We start from the raw sequence: 19,638 nt of genomic DNA, 5'->3' as shown, positions 1-19,638 counted from the left end.
ACCCTGCGGGAGTCCCCGTGTCCCTCCGCCCTCGCTCCTCCGCCCTGGCCCCGGCATTGGCCGTGGCGCTGGTCCTGGCCCTCGGGCCGGCCCTGACCCCTGCGGCACACGCAACACCCACCGCCCACACCTCCGCGCCGCACACCTCGGCCTTCGCCGGGCTCGCGTCGTCGGTGCCCACCGAGCCGGTGCCCACCGAGCCGGTGCCCACCGAGCCGGCGGCCACCGAGCCGCCGCCCGTCGTCGACCTGCCGGGCGTCGCGGTCGCGCCCGCCGTCGACCCGGCCCGCCGCATCGAGACCACGCGCACCACCCGTCCGGTCGCGCCGGGCGTGTCGCTGAGCTCGTTCGACTGGTACGAACCGGGCGGCGCGGGCGGGTGGATCCGCGGTGACGCGCTCAGCGTCGACCTGACCGCCGGCACGAAGGTCGACTACCTGCACCCCGGCCGGGTGACCGCCGCCGAACCGCTGTCCGCGCAGGCGGACCGGACCCGCGCGGTCGCCGCGGTCAACGGCGACTTCTTCGACATCAACAACTCCAACGCGCCGCGCGGCGTCGGCGTCCAGGACGGCCGCACGGTCAAGTCGCCCGCCGCCGGGCACCGCCGCGCGGTCGGCCTCGACGCGGCGGGCGTGGGCCGGGTGATGGAGGTGTTCTTCGACGGGCGGATCACCCGCGAGGACGGCACCTCGATCCGGTTGGACCAGCTCAACAGCGCCGCCGTCGAAGCGGGCGGTGTCGGGCTGTTCGACCCGATCTGGGGCTCGTACAGCCGGGCGCGGGCGGTGCAGGGGGCTTCCCGCGTGACCGAGGTCGTCGTGCGCGCCGGCGTGGTCGCCGAACTGCGCGACCGGGCGGGCGACGACCCGATCCCCGCCGACGGCCAGGTGCTCGTCGGTCGCGAGGCGGGGGCCGACGCGCTCGCCACGCTGGCCGTCGGGCAGCGGATCGGCGTCGAGCACACCACGAAGGCCGGTGACGGCAGCGCGCTGCGTGCCGCGATCGGCGGGAACCAGTTGCTGCTCAAGGACGGTGTGGTCGTCGCGCCCGACGACCCGCTGCACCCGCGCACGGCGGTCGGGTTCTCCGCCGACGGCAAGAAGATGTTCCTGCTGACCGTGGACGGCCGCCAAGGGGCGTACCTGCTCGGGCTGAACCTCAAGGACGTGGCCGCGATCCTGAAGGAGATGGGCGCGCACAACGCCCTCAACCTCGACGGCGGCGGTTCGTCCACCCTGCTGGCCCGCACGCCCGGCGCCGAGTCGGTGGTCGTGGAGAACACCCCGTCCGACGGCGGCGAGCGTCCCGTGCCCAACGGGCTCGCGCTGTACGCGCCGGCCGGCAGCGGCGACCTGACCGGGTTCTGGGTGCGCACGGCGATCGACCCGCGTCGCGCGCCGGGTGCGGACACCGTGCCCGGTGGTCACCCGGAGCGGGTGTTCCCCGGCCTGACCCGGCGGCTGGTGGCCGACGGGCACGACGAGACCTACGGGCCGGCGCGCGACGACGTGCACCTGTGGCGGACGGCGCGTGCGGACGTGGGGTGGGTGGACCGGGACGGCGTGTTCCGCGCTCATCGGCCCGGCACGACGAAAGCCGTGGCACAGCGCGGTGGCGTGACCGGCTCGGTGGAGCTGACCGTGCTGGGCGCGTTGGCCGGGCTGTCCGCGACCACGAGCCGGCTGAGCCTGCCCGAGGTGGGCGGCACGAGCGGGTTCGGTGTCGTCGGCCGGGACGGCGACGGGTTCACCGCGCCGGTCGAGCCCGCTGACCTGGCGTTGGAGTACGACCGCACGGTGGTCGACATCGCCGGCGGGGCGGACGGCTCGCTCCGGATCACCGCGTTGAAGCCCGGTGCGACGACGGTCGTGGCACGGGTCGGGGCGCACGTGGTGCGCGTGCCGGTGACCGTCGGGCTGGAGGAACGGCTGATCGCCGGGTTCGACGACGGCGCGGCGTGGACGTTCGGCTCGGCGCGCGGCTCGGGTTCGGTGACGCCGGTGGCGGAGGGCCGCACCGGGGCCGGGCTGCGGATGTCGTACGACTTCTCGAAGTCCACCGGCACCAGGACGGCCTACGCGATCCCGCCGCGGCCGATCGAGGTGCAGGGCCAGCCGTTGGCGCTGGGCGCGTGGGTGTACGGGCACGGCCGCGGCGAGTGGACGGCGTTCACCGTCACCGACGCCTCGGGGCTCAGCCGGTCGCTCTACGGGCCGTACATCACCTGGACGGGGTGGCGGTACCTGGAGGTGCCGGTGCCGTCCGGGCTCGCGTTCCCCTTGCGGGTGAACAGGTTCTACACGATCGAGACCAAGGCGGACCGGCAGTACACCGGCGAGGTGATCGTGGACGACATCGTGGCCAAGGTGCCGCCCGCGGTGGAGCTGCCGGTGGTGGAGGAGCCCGCCGACCGGTTCGTGGTGCAGGACGGCACGGTGGCCGACCGGCCGTGGCGGTTCGCGGTGATGTCCGACGCGCAGTTCGTGGCGCGCAACCCGGACAGCGACCTGGTGCGGTCGGCCCGGCGGACGTTGCGGGAGATCAAGGCGCAACGGCCCGACTTCGTCGTGATCAACGGCGATTTCGTGGACGAGGCGTCGCCCGCGGACCTGGCGTTGGCGCGGCGGGTGCTGACCGAGGAGTTGGGGGACGAGCTGCCCTGGTACTACGTGCCGGGCAACCACGAGATCATGGGGCCGGGCACGATCGACAACTTCCGGCGCGAGTTCGGCGCCACGAACCGGGTCTTCGACCACAGGGGCACCCGGTTCGTGCTGCTGGACTCGTCTACCGGCACCGTGCGCGGCGGTGGGTTCGACCAGGCCGTGATGCTGCGTGACGCGTTGCGCGACCACGGTGCGGTGAACTCGGTCGTGGTGATGGAGCACCACCCGCCGCGCGACCCGACCCCGACCAGGGGCAGCCAGCTGTCCGACCGGCTGGAGGCCGACGTGGTCGAGGACTGGCTGGCCGATTTCCGGCGCACGACCGGCAAGGGCGCGGCGTTCATCGGCGCGCACGTCGGCCTGTTCCACGCCTCGCGGGTGGACGGCGTGCCGTACCTGGTCAACGGCAACTCGGGCAAGGCGCCAGCCGGCGAGGCCGGCCGCGGCGGCTTCACCGGCTGGACGATGCTGGGCGTAGACCCCCGACGCGGAGACAACTGGCTAGCCGCCGAAATCCGCCCCCACGTGGACACCCTGACCCTCGACGCACCCACGGTCGTCCGCATGGGCACCCCGGCGACCGTCACCGCCACCCTCACCCAAGGCGCCCGGCAGATCCCAGTGGCCTACCCGGTGACCGCGGACTGGTCCGGCTCCCTGAACCTGCACATCGGCCCGGCCCACGGCTTGCGCCCCTGGCACGCGGCTTGGCTGGACCCGACCACCGGCGCGCTGAAAGCCCTGCGCCCCGGCCGGATCACGCTGGCCGTAACCGTGAACGGCGCAACCCGACGCGCCGACCTGACCACCGCCCTACCTCAATGGGGTCGAGCCACGGCCTGACCCGCTCCGGACCGCGCGAGTCCTGCGTTCGCGTTCTGAACGCAGGACTCACGCGGGTGGTCAGAACTGGTCGCCGCGGGTGGCGCGGTCGCGGAGGGAGGTTGGGGGGCGGAAGCGTTCGCCGTAGGTGTCGGCCAGGTAGTCGGCGCGTTCGACGAAGGCGGCCAGGCCGTACGAGTTGACGAACTGGAGCGTGCCGCCGCTCCACGGGGCGAAGCCGAAGCCGAAGATGCTGCCGATGTCGGCGTCACCGACCGACGTCAGCACGCCCTCGTCCAGGCACCGCACCGTCTCCAGCGACTGGATGAACAGCAACCGGTCCTCGACGTCCCGCTCGGTCACCCCGGCGTCGGGCCGCGCATAACGCGCCAAGCCCGGCCACAGGAACTTCCGCCCACCCTCCGGGTACTCGTAGAACCCGGCCCCGCCGGACTTGCCGGTACGCCCCTCCGCGACCAACTCCTCCAGCACCCGGAACGCCGGGTGGTCGGCCAGAGCGCCCGAGGCAGAAGGGTCGTCGGCCAGCGTCTGGTCCCGGATCTTCAGCTGGAGGGTGAGGGTGACCTCGTCGGACACCGCCAGCGGGCCCACCGCCATGCCGGAACGCCTCGCCACGTTCTCGATCAACGCAGGCGACACGCCCTCCGCCACCATCGACACGGCCTCGGTCACGTAAGTGCCGAACGTCCGCGACGTGTAGAACCCGCGGCTGTCGTTCACCACGATCGGCGTCTTGCCGATCTGCAACACGTAGTCGAACGCCCGAGCCAGCGTCTCGTCCGACGTCTTCTCCCCGCGGATGATCTCCACCAGCCGCATCTTCGGCACCGGCGAGAAGAAGTGCAGCCCGATGAACCGCGTCGGGTCGCCCACCGCCGACGCCAGCCCGGTGATCGGCAACGTCGACGTGTTCGACGCGATCACCGCGTCCGGCAGAGCGAAGGACTCCGCCGCCGGCAGCACCTTGTTCTTCAGCTCCCGGTTCTCGAACACCGCCTCGATGACCAGGTCGCACCCCGCCAGATCGGCGTCCGAGTCGGTCGGCGTGATGCCCGGCGTGTCACCGGCGCCGCGCCGCGCGGCCTCCAGCGTCACGTCCTTCAGCACCACCTCGATACCGGCCTTCGCGCTCACCTCGGCGATCCCCGAGCCCATCATGCCCGCGCCGAGCACACCGACCTTCGAAACCTTCGACGCCGCCACCCCGGCAGGCCGCGACCCGCCCGCGCTGATCTCGTTCAGCTGGAACCAGAACGTGTTGATCATGTTCTTGGCGATCTGCCCGGTGGCCAGCTCCACGAAGTACCGCGCCTCGACCCGCAACGCCGTGTCGAAGTCCACCAACGCGCCCTCGACGGCCGCCGCCAGGATCTTCTCCGGCGCCGGGTACGCGCCGTGCGTCTTCTTCCGCAGCACGGCGGGCGCGGCGGCGAGCAGCCCGTACAGGTTCGGGTCGCCGATCCGCACGTCCGGCACCGCGTACCCCGGCTTGTCCCACGGCTGCTGCGGCGCCGGGTTGGCCTTGATCCACGCCCGCGCCTTGGCGATCAGCTCCTCGCGCGACGACGCCAGCTCGTGCACGAGCCCCGCCTGGAGAGCACGCGCCGGCCGCAGCTGCTTGCCCTCCATCAACAGCGGCAACGCGGGCTGCACGCCCAGCAGCCGCACCATCCGGGTCACCCCGCCACCGCCGGGCAGCAGCCCCAACGTCGCCTCGGGCAGCCCCAGCTTGATCTTGTCGTCGTCCAGCACCACCCGGTGGTGGCAGGCCAGCGCGATCTCGAACCCGCCGCCCAGCGCACTGCCGTTGATCGCCGCGACCACCGGCTTGCCCAGCTGCTCCAACCGCCGCAGCTGACCCTTGATCTCCTCCAGGTACCCCAGCGCCTCGGCCGCGTTCTCCGGCGTGATCCGGATCAGCACGTTCAGGTCGCCGCCCGCGAAGAACGTCTTCTTCGCCGACGTCAGCACCACACCGGTGATGTCCTCACGCTCGGCCTCCAGCCGGGAGACCGCCTCGCCCATCGCCGCGTGGTACTCGGCGTTCATCACGTTCGCCGAGCCGGACATGTCCATCGTGAGGGTGACGATCCCCTCGTCATCCCGCTCGAAGTGGATAGCCATCAGACCCTCTCGATGATCGTCGCGATGCCCATGCCGCCGCCCACACACAGCGTGGCCAGACCCCGCCGCAGGTCCCGGCGCTCCAGCTCGTCGAGCAGGGTGCCGAGGATCATGCAGCCGGTCGCGCCCAGCGGGTGGCCCATCGCGATCGCGCCGCCGTTGACGTTGACCTTGTCGTCGGGCAGGTCCAGCTCGCGCCGGAACTTCAGCACCACCGACGAGAACGCCTCGTTGATCTCGAACAGGTCGATGTCCTCGACGGTCAGCCGGGCCTTGTCCAACGCCTTGCGCGCGGCCGGCGCGGGACCGGTCAGCATGATCGTGGGCTCGGAGCCGACGACGGCGGTCGCGATGATCCGCGCGCGGGGCGTGAGGCCCAGTTCCGCGCCGATGCGGGCGTTGCCGATCAGCATCGCCGCCGCGCCGTCCACGATCTGCGACGAGTTGCCCGGCGTGTGGACGTGCTCGATGCGCTCCACCGCCGGGTACCGGTCGATGGCCACCGCGTCGAACCCCAGGTCGCCGTGGAACGCGAAGCTGGGCTTGAGCTTGCCCAGGCCCTCCAGCGTGGTCTCCGGGCGGATCGCCTCGTCGTGGTCGAGCACGACCGAGCCGTTCTGGTCGACCACGGCCACCAGGGACCGGTCGAAGTACCCCTTGTCACGGGCCAGCGTCGCCCGCTGCTGCGAGCGCAACGCGTACGCGTCCACGTCCTCGCGGCTGAACCCCTCCAGCGTGGCGATGAGGTCCGCGCTCACGCCCTGCGGCACGAAGTTGACCGCCATGTTGGTCTCCGGGTCGGCCATCCACGCGCCGCCGTCCGAGCCCATCGGCACCCGCGACATCGACTCGACGCCGCCCGCCACCACCAGGTCCTCGAACCCGGACGCCACCTTGGCCGCGGCCAGGTTCACCGACTCCAGGCCCGACGCGCAGAACCGGTTGAGCTGCACGCCCGCGGGCCGCAGGTCCCAGCCGGCCGCGAGCACCGCCGTGCGGGCGATGTCCGCGCCCTGCTCGCCGACCGGTGACACGACGCCGAACACCACGTCGTCCACCGCCGAGGTGTCCAGGTCGTTGCGCCGCGCCAGCGCCGCGAGCACCCCGGAGGCCAGGGTGATCGGCTTGACGCTGTGCAGCGAACCGCGCTTTCCCCTGCCACGCGGTGTGCGCACCGCGTCGAAGATCAAGGCTTCGCTCATGTACTCAACGGTAGGCAGCGACTCCGCAGTTGCCCATGACCGTCGAAGGTGACTTATTAGCTCAGCAGGTGATCCATGATCTCGCCATCACCGACGAACCCCAGCCGCGCGTAGAGCCGCCGCGCGGTCTCGTTGCTCTGGAACACGCGCAGCTGCACCCGCTCCCACCCGTGCTCACGCGCCCACGCCAGTACGTCACGCACCAGCGCCTCACCGATGCCCTGCCGCCGGAACTCCGGTTTCACCCACATCGAGTACAGGTACAACACTCCCGGGTGCTCCTCATGAGGTACTCCGGCCACGAGCGCCACCGGTTCGGGCGCCTCCGCCACCACCTTCACGCCCCGGTCCGGCCGCAGCAGCTCACGCCACAACGCCTCGTCGAACTCGCGCTCGACCGCCAGCGCGGACCCGAACGCCTCGGGATCGCTGCTCAGCGCGGTGAGCCGGATGTCGCGCCACGTCACCCAGTCCGCGGGACCCAACCGCCGGAGTTGCATGCGATCAGTTTCGCGTATCCCCCTGACAATTGCGCTCATCAGCAGCCGTCACCCTGGCGTACACGGTCATGGCGAACCGGCTCACCAGGTGGGAACGTCAGGGGTATGCCAACTCGCCGTTCCGCATGGATGACCGAGGACCTGGACCAGCTGCGCAAGCTGGCCCGGACGTTCTTCGAGAGGGAGTCGGTTCCCCACCACGAGCGCTGGGCCGCGCAGAAGCAGGTGGACCGGGACTTCTGGAACAAGGCCGGTGGAGTCGGCCTGCTCTGCCTGTCCATCCCCGAGGAGTACGGCGGTGGCGGCGGCACGTTCGCGCACGAGGCGGTGCTGCTGGAGGAGCAGGCGCGGTGCGGCGACAGCGCGTGGGGCAACAGCGTGCACAGCGGGATCGTGGCCCACTACATCAACTCCTACGGCACCGAGGAGCAGAAGCGGCGCTGGCTGCCGAAGATGGCGTCCGGCGAGTACGTCGGCGCGATCGCCATGTCCGAGCCCGGCGGCGGCTCGGACCTGCAGAACATCAAGACGCGGGCGCTGCGGCAAGGCGACGAGTACGTGCTGAACGGCTCGAAGACGTTCATCACCAACGGCGTGCAGGCCGACCTGGTGATCGTGGTCGCCAAGACCGACCCGAGCCAGGGCGCGACGGGCATCTCGCTGCTCGTGGTGGAGACCGCCTCGTCGCCGGGCTTCCGGCGCGGCCGGGTGCTGGACAAGATCGGGCTGAAGGGCCAGGACACCGCCGAGCTGTTCTTCGACGACGTCCACGTGCCCGCGGCGAACCTGCTCGGCGCCGGCGAGGGCCAGGGGTTCGTCCAGCTCATGCAGCAGCTGCCGCAGGAACGGCTGGTCATCGCGGTGGCGTCCGTCGCGGGCATCGAGACCGCGGTGGACCTCACCCTGGCCTACGTGAAGGACCGGACGGCGTTCGGGCGGGAGCTGATCAAGTTCCAGAACACCCGGTTCACGCTCGCCGAGTGCGCCACCGAGGCCCGCGTGACCAGGGCGTTCGTGGACGAGTGCGTGCTGGAGCACCTGGAGGGCAGGCTGGACGTGCCCACCGCGGCGATGGCGAAGTGGTGGGCCACCGAACGGCTGTGCCGGGTGGTGGACGAGTGCGTCCAGCTGTTCGGCGGCTACGGCTACATGACCGAGTACCCCATCGCGCGCGCGTGGGCGGACGCGCGCGTGCAGAAGATCTACGGCGGGACGAACGAGATCATGAAGGAAATCATCGCGAGGTCGCTCTAGTGCCGGGGCCGCTGGAGGGGTTGAAGGTCGTCGAGCTGGCGGGGCTCGCGCCCGCGCCGTTCGGCTGCATGGTGCTGGCCGACCTCGGCGCGTCGGTGGTCCGGGTGGACCGGATCGGCGGCGCGCCCGGATCGGCCAACACGGGCGTGCCCCTGCTGGGACGCGGGCGGCGTTCGATCGGCGTGGACATCCGCCGGCCCGAGGGCGCCGAGCTGGTGCTCCGGCTGGTCGCGGAGTCGGACGTGCTGATCGAGGGCTTCCGGCCGGGCGTCACGGAACGGCTGGGCATCGGTCCGGCGCAGTGCCTGGCCCGCAACCCGAGGCTGGTCTACGGGCGGATGACCGGGTGGGGCCAGGACGGGCCGTTGGCGGACCGCGCCGGGCACGACATCAACTACATCGCGGTGGCGGGCGCGCTGGAGCCGATCGGGCGGGCCGGCGCGCCGCCGACCGTGCCGCTGAACATCATCGGCGACTTCGGCGGCGGCGGGCTGCTGCTGGCGATGGGTGTGCTGGCGGCGCTGTACGAGCGGGAGCGGTCCGGGCGCGGGCAGGTGGTGGACGCGGCGATGGTCGACGGGGCCGCGTTGCTGACGACGTTCCTGCACGGGATGTCGTCGGCGGGAGCCTGGTCGGGTGGGCGCGGCACGAACCTGCTGGACGGCGGAGCGCCGTTCTACGACGTGTACGAGGCCGCGGACGGCCGGTTCGTCAGCGTCGGGGCGTTGGAGGAGAAGTTCTACGCCGAGCTGCTGGAGGTGCTGGGGCTGGCCGACGCCGGGCTGCCGGAGCGGCACGACCCGGCGAACTGGCCGGAGCTGCGGGCGCGGATCGGCGCGGCGGTGGCCACCCGTACGAGGGACGAGTGGGCGGCGCTGGCCGAGGGGACGGACGCGTGCCTCGCGCCCGTGCTCGCCCCCGGTGAGGCGCCCAAGCACGCGCACAACGTGGAGCGGGGGACGTTCGTCGAGGTCGACGGGGTGGCGCAGCCGGCGCCCGCGCCCCGGTTCGAGCGGACGCCCGCGTCCGTGCCGGGCCCGCCGCCCGTGGTCGGTGAGCACACCGTCGAGGTGCTGGGCGAGCTCGGGCTGGGTGAGGACGAGATAGCCGACCTGCGGCGGTGGGGCGTGATCGGATGACCCGTGTCCGCGGTGCCGACAGGTGATCGGAAAAGGACACAGAAAATTCACCTGAAGGGGTACAGGAAATGAGTGGCGGCCGACATCGGCCTTTGTCACGCTCGGTGCGTGCGTCGGCGCAATCAGGTGATGGGCTGCGGAGAGCTGAGGGTGTCTGAAGACCTCGGTGTCCGTGCTGGGGGATGGGCGAGTGGCCCGTACCTTGGTGATCGGCGGGACCGCGGGTCCCCTTGATCGTCCGATCGGGTGACAGTCGATGCAGTTCAAGCACGGCTGCGTGGTCGTTCCTACGGCTGGTCGGGCGATGAACGTGGGTTCCATCGTCATCATCCGGGTGAATGAGGGACCATGGCGGGTGACACGACCGGAGCGGCGCTCGGCCGCCCTGCCCTGTGATACGGACGGAGACCGATCAGTGAACGTCAAGAAGGTGGTGACGCTGGCGGCGGTCGCGCTGGTGCTGTTCCTCCTGATCACCCAGCCCAACGAGTCCGCCGAGGCGGTGAGGACCGCGCTCGGGTGGCTCCAGTCCGGCGCGGAGTCGATCATCACCTTCGTCCGCAGCCTCTTCGGCTAGCGGGCCCGACGAAGTCCGCTGGATGCGGTCACGGTCAGTGATCGCAAGGCGGGGACGTTGCACCGTACGGGTGGAATGAGGGCTATAACGCCCTGGTAACAGGGTTTTTGACAAACCAGGGTCTAGCGGTTGTCGGTACCCGCTAATACGGTGCGTCGCATTGGCTGATCTTCGACCGACGAGGAGGCAGAATGGTCGAGGACTCCGGAGTCGACGAGCTGTTGCGGCAGTGGGCGGCTGAGCGCTCGGACGACGCCGAGCTGCAGGAGGTGAACCGGATCAAGGACGCGTGGCTCGCGGAAGCACCGCCGTCCGCGCCGGGGATCCCGGTGCAGCGGGCGAATGGCGGACCCCGTGGCCTGATGAAGGTCGAGTCGGCGGATCCGGCGTACGTGACGGCGATGCGGAAGCGGGCGCCCGAGGTGCCCGAGGCTCTGCTCGCCGCCGCCGCCAGCTACTGGCAGCTGGTCGGCGACCTGTCCGAGGCGGAGCAGTGGTGGGACGCGGGCATCAGCCCGTTGGACCAGCGTGCTCTGGACTACCGGGCGGCCGGGCTCACGCCCGCCGACCTCGGTCGTCGCCTCGGCCCGATGACGGTGCTCCAGCACCTGCGTCGGGGTAGTGCGGCGGCCTGGTGCGTTGCCAGGCTGCAGAGGCAACGCCGGGACGGCGTCGCCTGAGTCGGGACGAGTCGGGGCGGGCTCCTGTGGTCGAAGGAGCCCTCACCTTCGAGGGACGGGCTCCTGTGCGGGGAGCCCAAGCCCGTGCGCAGTACTCTTGAGGCGTGCGGGGCCTCTTCACACCTCAGCGTCTGGCCATCGGAGCCGTGTGCCTGGCGGCGCTCGTCGTGTGCTGTGGCCTGGCCTACTGGCAGTGGGAGCGGTTCTCCGCGGTCGGTGGCACGTTCCAGAACCTCGGCTACGTCTTCCAGTGGCCGCTGTTCGGCCTCTTCCCGGCGTTCATGGTGTGGCGCATCCGCAAGCTGGACGCCCGCCGCAAAGCCGAGGAGGCCGCCGAGGCCGCCGACGGCGGTGGGCACGAGGCCGCCCCGGAGCCGGTGGCCGCGCCGTCGAAGCCGGTCGTTACCGTTGAGCCCGTCAGAGCACCCGTGCACGACGACGAGGACGAAGAGCTCGCGGCCTACAACCGCATGCTCGCCGAACTCAACGCGCGGGACCAGCGGTGAAGCGAAGGTAGGGCGATGAGCGGCGCGTTGACCAGGTTCCGGTTCATGGCTTACGCGGTCGGTGTCGGCCTGCTGCTGCTCGTGGTCGCGATGATCGCCAAGTACGCGGGCGGCAACGAGGGCATGATGCAGGTCGTCGGCCCCATCCACGGTTTCCTGTACGCGGTGTACCTCGTGCTGACCGTCGACCTGGCGCTCAAGGCCCGTTGGTCGATCAAGGGCACGGCCCTGGTCCTGCTGGCCGGCACGATCCCGTTCGTGTCGTTCTACGCCGAGCGCAAGGTCGTCGAGAGCATCCGGGCCGAGAAGAGCCTGTGACCGCGGTTGCGCGTGACCGAACCCGCCTGCGGGCAGGGGCGCGCGTGACCAGGGTTGACCTTGTCCGCCGGGCGCGACCGGCCGTGTAATGCTTCCTACGGCACGCCGACCCGACCGGTCGGCCGTGCCGGCACGCCTGCACCCAGGGAGGACCCGCCTGATGGAAAGCCGCCGCACGCCCCTGCACGCCGAGCACGAGGCGTTGGGCGCCATGTTCACCGACTTCGCGGGCTGGCGGATGCCGCTGCGCTACGACAGCGAGCTGGCCGAGCACCACGCGGTGCGCACCTCGGCGGGCCTGTTCGACCTGACCCACATGGGTGAGATCGTGCTGACCGGTCCCGAGGCGGGCGCCGCGCTCGACCACGCCCTGGTCGGCCACGCGTCCGCGATCGGCGTCGGCCGCGCCCGCTACACGATGATCTGCGAGGCCGACGGCGGCGTGATCGACGACCTGATCGTCTACCGCACCGGCGACCAGGAGTACCTGGTCGTCGCCAACGCCTCGAACGCCGCCGTGGTGCACGATGCGCTGGTGGCGCGGGCGAAGGGCTTCGACACCACCGTCGAGGACAAGTCGACCGACTACGCGCTGCTCGCCGTGCAGGGCCCGAAGGCCACCGCGATCCTCGAAGGCCTCACGCCCACCGACCTGGCCGCGGTGAAGTACTACGCGTCGTACCCGACGGAGGTGGCGGGCAAGCCGGTGCTGCTCGCCCGCACCGGCTACACCGGCGAGGACGGCTTCGAGCTGTTCGTCGCGCCGGACGACGCCGCGCACGTCTGGCAGGCCCTGCTGGCAGCCGGCGAGCCGCACGACCTCAAGCCCGCCGGCCTCGGCTGCCGCGACACGTTGCGGCTGGAGGCGGGCATGCCGCTGTACGGCAACGAGCTGGGCCGCGACCGCACGCCGTTCCACGCGAACCTCGGCCGGGTGGTGAAGCTCGACAAGCCGGGCGACTTCGTCGGCCGCGACGCCCTGGCCGCCGTCGCCGAACAGGGCGTGGACCGCAAGCTGGTCGGCCTGAAGACCGCTTCCCGCCGCGCGCCCCGGCACGGGTACCCGGTGCTGGACGCGGCGGGCAACCCGATCGGCGAGATCACCAGCGGTGCGCTGTCGCCGACCCTGGGGTACTCGGTGGCCATGGCCTACGTCGCCGTCGGCAACGCCGAGCCCGGCACCGAGCTGTCGGTGGACGTCCGCGGCAAGCGCGAGCCGGTCGAAGTCGTCGCACTGCCCTTCTACAAGCGCACCTCGTAAGGGAGACCCACACATGTCCGAGCACTTCAACACCTCCCTCGCGGAGTTCGACCCCGAGGTCGCGGACGCCGTCGCCGCCGAGCTGCACCGGCAGCAGAGCACGCTGGAGATGATCGCCTCGGAGAACTTCACGCCGGTGTCGGTGCTCCAGGCGCAGGGGTCGGTGCTGACGAACAAGTACGCCGAGGGCTACCCCGGCCGCCGCTACTACGGCGGCTGCGAGAACGTCGACGTCATCGAGCGGCTGGCGATCCAACGGGTCAAGGACCTGTTCGGCGCGGGTTTCGCGAACGTGCAGCCGCACTCGGGCGCGCAGGCCAACGCGTGCGCGATGTTCGCCCTGCTCCAGCCGGGCGACACGATCCTGGGCCTCGACCTGGCGCACGGCGGGCACCTCACCCACGGCATGCGGATCAACTTCTCCGGCAAGCTCTACAACGTGGTGCCCTACCACGTGTCGGAGGACGACGGCCGGGTCGACATGGCCGAGGTCGAGCGGCTGGCCACCGAGTTCAAGCCGAAGCTGATCGTGGCGGGCTGGTCGGCCTACCCGCGTCAGCTCGACTTCGCCGAGTTCCGCCGGATCGCCGACTCGGTCGGCGCGTACCTGATGGTCGACATGGCGCACTTCGCCGGTCTGGTCGCGACCGGCCTGCACCCGAGCCCGGTGCCGCACGCGCACGTCGTGACCACGACCACGCACAAGACCCTCGGCGGTCCGCGCGGCGGTGTGATCCTGACCAACGAGGCCGACCTGGCGAAGAAGATCAACTCGGCGGTGTTCCCCGGTCAGCAGGGTGGTCCGCTGGAGCACGTGATCGCGGGCAAGGCGGTGGCGTTCAAGCACGCCGCGTCGCCCGAGTTCGCCGACCGGCAGCGGCGCACGGTCGAGGGCGCGAAGATCCTCGCCGACCGGCTGTCGCAGCCGGACGCCGCGGCGGCGGGTGTGAAGGTGCTCACGGGTGGCACGGACGTGCACCTCGTGCTGGTGGACCTGGTGGCGTCCGAATTGGACGGCAAGCAGGCCGAGGACCGGCTGCACGAGGTGGGGATCACGGTCAACCGGAACGCGGTGCCGAACGACCCGCGTCCGCCGATGGTGACCTCCGGCCTGCGCATCGGCACGCCGGCGCTGGCCACGCGCGGGTTCGGCACGGCGGACTTCACCGAGGTCGCGGACGTGATCGCGGCGGCGTTGCAGGCGTCGCCGGACCTGGCGGAGCTGCGGTCGCGGGTCGAGGTGCTGGCCGCCAAGCACCCGCTGTACCCCGGCCTGTGACGGACACCCTGTGACGGACACCCTGTGAAGGACGCCACGAAGTGAAGGACGCCACGAAATAGCTGGTGGTTGCTGGAGGTTGTCCCGTGCGAGAGGGGAGCGTACGGGACAACCGAAAGAGGCAACATGACGACGACACTCGACACGCTCGCGCTGCCGCGTGACGCGCAGGACCTGCTCTTCCGCGAGGCGCGCACGGCGAACGCGTTCACCGACGAGCCGGTGACCGACGAGCAGTTGCACGAGGTCTACGAACTCGTCAAGTGGGGCCCGACCGAGATGAACAGCCAGCCGCTGCGGGTGCTGTTCGTGCGCGGCGAGGAGGCCAAGGCCCGCCTGGTGCCGCACATGTCGGAGGGTAACCGCGCCAAGACGCTGTCCGCCCCGGTGACCGCGATCCTGGCCGCCGACACCGATTTCCACGAGCACTTGAGCACGACGTTCCCGCACTTCCCGGGCGCCAAGGGCGCGTTCGTCGACGACGCCCGGCGCGCCGAGGCGGCCAAGAGGAGTGCTCTGCTGCAGGCCGGTTACTTCATCGTCGGCGTTCGCGCGGCCGGTCTCGCCGCGGGCCCGATGAGCGGCTTCGACGCCGAGGGCGTCCGCCGGGAGTTCTTCGTCGGCACCAACCAACTGCCCCTGGTGGTCGTCAACATCGGCCACCCGGACCACTCCGGCACCCGCCCGCGCAACCCGCGCCTGGACTTCGCCAAGGCCGCCCGCATCATCTGAGCCGCTCGGGCTCGGCCGGTCGGACCACTCGCGCGGCGTTCGAGTTCGTCGGAACCCGTTGACGTCGGAACCGGTTGACGTCGGAACCCGTTGGCAGGGCCCGAAATTGTCGGACCCCTCTGGCAGGATAAAAGCAGGGGTCCCCTTGGCGGGGACTCCTGCGAAGCGTTCGTTCGTCGTTCGGCGGTCGTCGTTCGTCGTTCGTCGGTCGGTCGTTCGCCGGTCCTGCTGCACAACGCCCAAATCCCCCGGCCAACCCCAGGCCGGGGGATCAGGGCATTCCACAGTGGACTAAGCAGCAGGCGGTACGGTCACCCCCGCGGGCAGGCATTCCAGGTTGCGCTTGCCGTTGGGCTGCACCACGAACCAGGTGTTGCCGACACCCTGGCCCTTCCACTGGCCCGGCGCCTCGTCCTTCGAGTAGGTGTAGAGCGGCCAGCCGTCGAGGGTGACCTGCTCGGTGCCATCAGCCCGCTTCACCGTCGAAACGAGCGCGGGGTCGACGCCCTGCAACTGCGGCGCGCTGTTGGACAGCACGGGCGGCCACGTCACGGCGCACTGACCCTCGCAGTTGGACTTCGCCGGGTTCGGCGTGTCCTTGTCGAACCGGTACAGCGTCCGGCCATCACCGTCCTGGACCACGTCACCCATCTTGGGCACGCTCTTGGCCACCAGCGTCACCTGCGGACCGGACGGCGCGGGCGCTGCCTGGCCCTCCGGCGCTTCGGCGGCGGGCTCGACGGGTGCTGCCTCTGCTGCCGCTTCCTCGCTGGTCGGAGGGGCCAAGGGCTCCTGGACGTCTCCGTAGTCGCCCTCGGCTTGGGCCGCGGCCCCCACCTGCTCGGTCTGCGCGACCGTCTTGCCCTGCAGGCCGGTGGCGTTGGAAGTCCACATGACCAGCGCGAGCACGGCTGCCATGCCGCCCGCGACGGCGATGGCGATGCGGTTTCGTCGGATCACACTCACTCCTCCTTGGTCCGTCAATCGCTCCACCGACGACTACGGCCCTCTAGGCGGTGCGGTTCAGGTCGGCCGAAATTCGCGTGCCAAGACAGGGGGCGGCCGCCGGCGTCCGGTCACCCGGAGTTCTGGGGAACGGACCTGCGGGTTCCGCACCCCGTCGCCCCCCTTGCGCCCGACTCCACCCCGTAGGGTGTCCGGGTGGGCAACGAGATCTCCTTCCCGCGCCAGCAAGCGCGTAGCCAGCGGTTCACCCTCGGTGCGCCGCGGACGTTCACCGTGGCACCGGACGGCGCCAAGGTGTACTTCCTCCGCACCGCCACGGCCACGAGCCGGGCGAACGGCCTGTGGGCGTTCGACACCGCCACCCGGACCGAGACGCTGCTGGCCGACCCGAGCACCCTGCTGACCGACCCCGAGGACCTCTCCCCGCAGGAGAAGGCACGGCGCGAGCGCACCCGTGAGTCGGCGGCGGGCATCGTCGGCTACGCCACGGACGGTGACGTGCGGCAGGCGGCGTTCGCGTTGTCCGGCAGGCTGTTCGTGGTCGAACTCGCCACCGGCGCGGTGCGGGAGCTGCCCGTCACGGGCGCGGTCATCGACCCGCGCCTCGACCCGACCGGCCGCAAGGTCGGCTACGTGGCCGACGGCGCGCTGCACGTCGTCGACCTGGAGACCGGCACGGACCACGTGGTCGCCTCGCCGGACGGGCCGGACGTCACGTGGGGTCTGGCGGAGTTCATCGCGGCCGAGGAGATGAGCCGCTACCGGGGTTACTGGTTCTCCCCGGACGGCGAGCACGTGCTGGCGGCCCGCGTGGACAACGCGCCCGTGCCGCGCTGGCACATCGCCGACCCGGCCAACCCCGGCACGCCCGCCGCCGAGATCGCGTACCCGGCAGCCGGCGAGGCCAACGCCGTGGTCGAACTCGCGATCTTCAACACCGGCCGTGTGGACGTGACGTGGGACCGCGACGCGTTCCCGTACCTGAACACGGTGTCGTGGTCGTCGCACGGCAAGCCGCTGCTGCAGGTCCAGTCCCGCGACCAGCGCCGGATGCAGGTGCTCGCGGTGGACGTCGAGACCGGCGCCACGGACGTGGTGGCCGACGACACCGACCCGCACTGGCTGGAGATCGTTCCGGGGGCGCCGGGCTGGACGCCGGACGGCGAACTGGTGCGCGTGCTGCCGATCGGTGACGCGAACCGCCTCGTCGTCGGCGACCGCGCGTGGACCCCGGACGGCTTCCAGGTGCGGTCGGTGCTGGACGTGGCCGAGGACGGCGTCCTGGTCACCGCGTCCACCGACGACCCGACCCAGGCGCACGTCTTCCTGGTCACCGGGAGCGGGCTCACCCGGCTGTCCACAGAGGACGGTGTGCACAGCGCGACCCGGGCGGGTGGCGTGCTGGTGCTGGCCCGTTCCGCGATGGACCACTTCGGTTCGAAGGTCACCGTGTCCACCGGCGGTGAGATCGGCACGTTCGCCGAAACCCCCGTGCTCACGCCGGAAGTGCGGCTGCTGACCGTCGGTGAGCGGGACCTGAGGTCGGCACTGCTGTTCCCGCGCGACCACGTGCCGGGCGTGAAGCTGCCCGTGCTGCTGGACCCGTACGGCGGTCCGCACGCGCAGCGCGTGGTGTCGGCGCGCAACGCCTACCTGACGTCGCAGTGGCTGGCGGACCAGGGCTTCGCGGTCCTGGTGGTGGACGGTCGCGGCACGCCGGGACGCGGTCCGGCGTGGGAGCGGGAGATCGCGTTCGACTTCGCCGGCGCCACCCTCGAAGACCAGGTCGACGCCCTGCACGCGGTCGCGGCCCGGGAGCCCGACCTCGACCTGACCAGGGTCGGCATCCGCGGCTGGTCGTACGGCGGTTACCTGGCGGCGTTGGCCGTGCTGCGGCGTCCGGACGTGTTCCACGCGGGCATCGCCGGCGCGCCGGTCACCGACTGGCGGCTCTACGACACCCACTACACCGAGCGCTACCTGGGCCACCCGGCCGACAAGCCGGAGGTCTACGACACGAACTCGCTCATCGCCGACGCCCCGAAACTGGAGCGCCCGCTGATGATCGTCCACGGCCTGGCGGACGACAACGTGGTGGCCGCCCACACCCTGCGCCTGTCCAGCGCACTCCTGGCGGCCGGCCGCCCGCACACCGTCCTACCGCTCTCCGGCGTGACCCACATGACCCCGCAGGAGCAGGTGGCCGAAAACCTCCTCCTGCTCCAGGTCGACTTCCTCCACCGCTCCCTGACCTGACACGGGAAACGGGGCCGTCCCAGCCGGGGACGGCCCCGTTCCACGTCGAGCGTCAGGCCAGGGAGTGGCGGACCTGGTACGGCGGGATCGAGTTGCCGACCAGGGCCAGGTCGTCGATCGTCTCCGGCTGGTAGCCGCACTCGGGCAGGCGTTCGACCATCAGCGCGGTCGGGTCGGCCACCTCGTCGGCGCGCCCGAACAGGTAAGCCCACTCGTGCTCGTCCGAGCCGTAGTACGCCACCGTGCCGAACACCTCGTTGAACCGCTGCCACATGCGGGTCAACGTGGTGTTGCGCCACATCGTCTGGCACCCCGCCTGCGACACCACGACGCCGCCCGGCGTGAGCAGCGCCTTGCACATGGCCAGGAACTCCGCGCCGTACAAGCGGTTGTGCTGCGCCTCCTCCTCGCGCTCGTCCGGCAGGTCCACCAGGACGATGTCGTAACGCTCGGAGGTGGTGCGGATGTACTCGTAACCGTCGATGTACTGCACGCGCACCGCACCCTCGCCCTTCTCGGCGAGAGCCAGCTCGTCCAGCGTGTACCCGTACGGCAGGTGCTCGGCGCACAGCCGCACGGCCTGCGAGTCGATGTCGATGTGGTCGACCACCGAAGCGCCGGCCGCCACCGCCATCTGGCACACCACGCCTTCCGAGGACCCGATGACCAGCACCCGGTCGACGCGGTCGGCCAGCAGCAGCGCCGGCACCATCAGCGCCTCGTGGTAGGTCAACTGGCTGAACTCGGTGCTCTGCCGGTCGTCGTCGCAGAACAACGACAACCCCTGTGCGGTGCGGGCGATCACCAGGTGCTGGAACTCGGTCCGAGTGTCGACCACGACCTCGGACACGTCCCAGTGCCTCGTCATGCCGGCCGCGAGCGGTTCGCGGATCAAGATGCCTTCTCCTCACCGATGAGCGCGGGGACGCGGTGGCCCCGGCTGACCATGTCCGTCCGTGCCGACACAGCTCCCAGCGCTTCGGCCAGCAACTGCACCGCGAGCGCGGGCTTGGCGCGCGTGCCGCAGGTGAACACGTCCACGAACACCGCTCCGACTTCCGGATACGTGTGGATGGACGCGTGCGACTCCGACAACAGGGCCAGCACGGTGACCCCTTGCGGCTCGAACTGCTTGGAGACCACCTCCAACACCGTGGCATCAGCCTGGGTGAGCGCCTCGCCCAGCGCGTGTCGCAGGAACCGCTCGTCGTCGAGCAGTTCTGGGCTCACGCCTTCAAGCTCGGCGAGCACGTGCTGTCCTGCGAACAAGCCAACGGGCTCGGTTTCGCACGGGAGTTCGGACATCAATCACTCCAAACATCTTCAGGAGGT

17 protein-coding genes are annotated in these 19,638 nt (G+C 71.0%); 11 read left to right on the top strand and 6 right to left on the bottom strand.

Annotated elements, in window-relative coordinates; translation table 11 throughout:
• Window positions 1-17 precede the first annotated feature (17 nt).
• On the top strand, window positions 18-3,512 hold the full coding sequence (locus tag FM051_RS11630) for a phosphodiester glycosidase family protein (protein ID WP_238412329.1): 3,495 nt from the start codon (window positions 18-20) through the stop codon (window positions 3,510-3,512).
• Between the two features lie 60 nt (window positions 3,513-3,572).
• On the opposite strand, the gene FM051_RS11625 is transcribed toward FM051_RS11630, so the two are convergent.
• The 3 genes from FM051_RS11625 to FM051_RS11615 are packed head-to-tail and all read right to left on the bottom strand — an operon-like array spanning window position 3,573 to window position 7,338.
• Window positions 3,573-5,636 carry a 3-hydroxyacyl-CoA dehydrogenase NAD-binding domain-containing protein gene (locus FM051_RS11625; protein ID WP_158842936.1) on the bottom strand — a complete coding sequence of 688 codons (2,064 nt, stop codon included), beginning with the start codon at window positions 5,634-5,636 and terminating at the stop codon, window positions 3,573-3,575.
• On the bottom strand, window positions 5,636-6,838 hold the full coding sequence (locus FM051_RS11620; protein ID WP_158842935.1) for an acetyl-CoA C-acetyltransferase: 1,203 nt from the start codon (window positions 6,836-6,838) through the stop codon (window positions 5,636-5,638). The genes FM051_RS11625 and FM051_RS11620 overlap by 1 nt, the downstream gene beginning before the upstream one ends.
• Window positions 6,839-6,894: 56 nt before the next feature.
• A complete protein-coding gene (locus FM051_RS11615; protein WP_158842934.1) occupies window positions 6,895-7,338 on the bottom strand; it encodes a GNAT family N-acetyltransferase in 444 nt (147 codons plus the stop codon).
• Window positions 7,339-7,467: 129 nt separating this feature from the next.
• Here FM051_RS11615 and FM051_RS11610 point away from each other — a divergent pair, with 129 nt between their 5' ends.
• From FM051_RS11610 to FM051_RS11575, 9 genes are all read left to right on the top strand, one after another.
• Window positions 7,468-8,592 (top strand): acyl-CoA dehydrogenase family protein, encoded by a 1,125-nt coding sequence (locus FM051_RS11610; protein ID WP_420803588.1) that lies wholly within the window; start codon window positions 7,468-7,470, stop codon window positions 8,590-8,592.
• Complete coding sequence (locus FM051_RS11605) at window positions 8,592-9,731, top strand: CaiB/BaiF CoA transferase family protein (protein ID WP_158842932.1); 1,140 nt, start codon at window positions 8,592-8,594, stop codon at window positions 9,729-9,731. Before FM051_RS11610 ends, FM051_RS11605 begins: the two co-directional genes overlap by 1 nt.
• A gap of 415 nt (window positions 9,732-10,146) precedes the next feature.
• Window positions 10,147-10,308: a hypothetical protein gene (locus FM051_RS50480; RefSeq protein WP_202918804.1), complete on the top strand. Its 162-nt coding sequence runs from the start codon at window positions 10,147-10,149 to the stop codon at window positions 10,306-10,308.
• Between the two features lie 191 nt (window positions 10,309-10,499).
• Window positions 10,500-10,988, top strand: a complete 489-nt coding sequence (locus FM051_RS11600; RefSeq protein ID WP_158842931.1) for a helix-turn-helix transcriptional regulator — start codon at window positions 10,500-10,502, stop codon at window positions 10,986-10,988.
• Window positions 10,989-11,092: 104 nt separating this feature from the next.
• On the top strand, window positions 11,093-11,494 hold the full coding sequence (locus tag FM051_RS11595; protein ID WP_158842930.1) for a hypothetical protein: 402 nt from the start codon (window positions 11,093-11,095) through the stop codon (window positions 11,492-11,494).
• A 15-nt stretch (window positions 11,495-11,509) separates the two neighbouring features.
• Window positions 11,510-11,812 carry a DUF3817 domain-containing protein gene (locus tag FM051_RS11590; RefSeq protein ID WP_158842929.1) on the top strand — a complete coding sequence of 101 codons (303 nt, stop codon included), beginning with the start codon at window positions 11,510-11,512 and terminating at the stop codon, window positions 11,810-11,812.
• Window positions 11,813-11,972: 160 nt separating this feature from the next.
• Window positions 11,973-13,073 (top strand): glycine cleavage system aminomethyltransferase GcvT, encoded by a 1,101-nt coding sequence (gene gcvT / locus FM051_RS11585; RefSeq protein ID WP_420803587.1) that lies wholly within the window; start codon window positions 11,973-11,975, stop codon window positions 13,071-13,073.
• Between the two features lie 13 nt (window positions 13,074-13,086).
• Window positions 13,087-14,352: a serine hydroxymethyltransferase gene (glyA, locus tag FM051_RS11580; RefSeq protein ID WP_158842928.1), complete on the top strand. Its 1,266-nt coding sequence runs from the start codon at window positions 13,087-13,089 to the stop codon at window positions 14,350-14,352.
• A gap of 126 nt (window positions 14,353-14,478) precedes the next feature.
• The gene (locus FM051_RS11575; protein WP_158842927.1) at window positions 14,479-15,084 is read left to right on the top strand and encodes a malonic semialdehyde reductase; all 606 of its coding nucleotides are present in this window, start codon (window positions 14,479-14,481) and stop codon (window positions 15,082-15,084) included.
• Window positions 15,085-15,375: 291 nt separating this feature from the next.
• Here the strand turns inward: FM051_RS11575 and FM051_RS11570 are convergent, their stop codons facing one another.
• Window positions 15,376-16,044: a hypothetical protein gene (locus FM051_RS11570; protein WP_158842926.1), complete on the bottom strand. Its 669-nt coding sequence runs from the start codon at window positions 16,042-16,044 to the stop codon at window positions 15,376-15,378.
• Window positions 16,045-16,245: 201 nt separating this feature from the next.
• Here FM051_RS11570 and FM051_RS11565 point away from each other — a divergent pair, with 201 nt between their 5' ends.
• Window positions 16,246-18,306 (top strand): prolyl oligopeptidase family serine peptidase, encoded by a 2,061-nt coding sequence (locus FM051_RS11565; protein WP_158842925.1) that lies wholly within the window; start codon window positions 16,246-16,248, stop codon window positions 18,304-18,306.
• Window positions 18,307-18,358: 52 nt separating this feature from the next.
• Here the strand turns inward: FM051_RS11565 and FM051_RS11560 are convergent, their stop codons facing one another.
• Together FM051_RS11560 and speD are read right to left on the bottom strand one after the other, a co-directional pair.
• On the bottom strand, window positions 18,359-19,201 hold the full coding sequence (locus tag FM051_RS11560; RefSeq protein WP_158842924.1) for a spermidine synthase: 843 nt from the start codon (window positions 19,199-19,201) through the stop codon (window positions 18,359-18,361).
• Entirely contained in the window at window positions 19,198-19,611 is a 414-nt protein-coding gene (gene speD / locus FM051_RS11555) for an adenosylmethionine decarboxylase (RefSeq protein WP_158842923.1), read from the bottom strand. Before speD ends, FM051_RS11560 begins: the two co-directional genes overlap by 4 nt.
• Between the last annotated feature and the right edge of the window lie 27 nt (window positions 19,612-19,638).

The organism is Saccharothrix deserti (genome assembly GCF_009769385.1).
GTDB lineage: Bacteria > Actinomycetota > Actinomycetes > Mycobacteriales > Pseudonocardiaceae > Actinosynnema > Actinosynnema deserti.
This window is presented reverse-complemented; position numbering and strand designations above follow the sequence as displayed.

Coding starts and splice junctions, on each gene's coding strand:
- FM051_RS11625 (WP_158842936.1), bottom strand. CDS start 5,636: ATGGCTATCCACTTCGAGCGGGATGACGAGGGGATCGTCACCCTCACG.
- FM051_RS11620 (WP_158842935.1), bottom strand. CDS start 6,838: ATGAGCGAAGCCTTGATCTTCGACGCGGTGCGCACACCGCGTGGCAGG.
- FM051_RS11615 (WP_158842934.1), bottom strand. CDS start 7,338: ATGCAACTCCGGCGGTTGGGTCCCGCGGACTGGGTGACGTGGCGCGAC.
- FM051_RS11610 (WP_420803588.1), top strand. CDS start 7,468: ATGACCGAGGACCTGGACCAGCTGCGCAAGCTGGCCCGGACGTTCTTC.
- FM051_RS11600 (WP_158842931.1), top strand. CDS start 10,500: ATGGTCGAGGACTCCGGAGTCGACGAGCTGTTGCGGCAGTGGGCGGCT.
- FM051_RS11590 (WP_158842929.1), top strand. CDS start 11,510: ATGAGCGGCGCGTTGACCAGGTTCCGGTTCATGGCTTACGCGGTCGGT.
- gcvT (WP_420803587.1), top strand. CDS start 11,973: ATGGAAAGCCGCCGCACGCCCCTGCACGCCGAGCACGAGGCGTTGGGC.
- glyA (WP_158842928.1), top strand. CDS start 13,087: ATGTCCGAGCACTTCAACACCTCCCTCGCGGAGTTCGACCCCGAGGTC.
- FM051_RS11575 (WP_158842927.1), top strand. CDS start 14,479: ATGACGACGACACTCGACACGCTCGCGCTGCCGCGTGACGCGCAGGAC.
- speD (WP_158842923.1), bottom strand. CDS start 19,611: ATGTCCGAACTCCCGTGCGAAACCGAGCCCGTTGGCTTGTTCGCAGGA.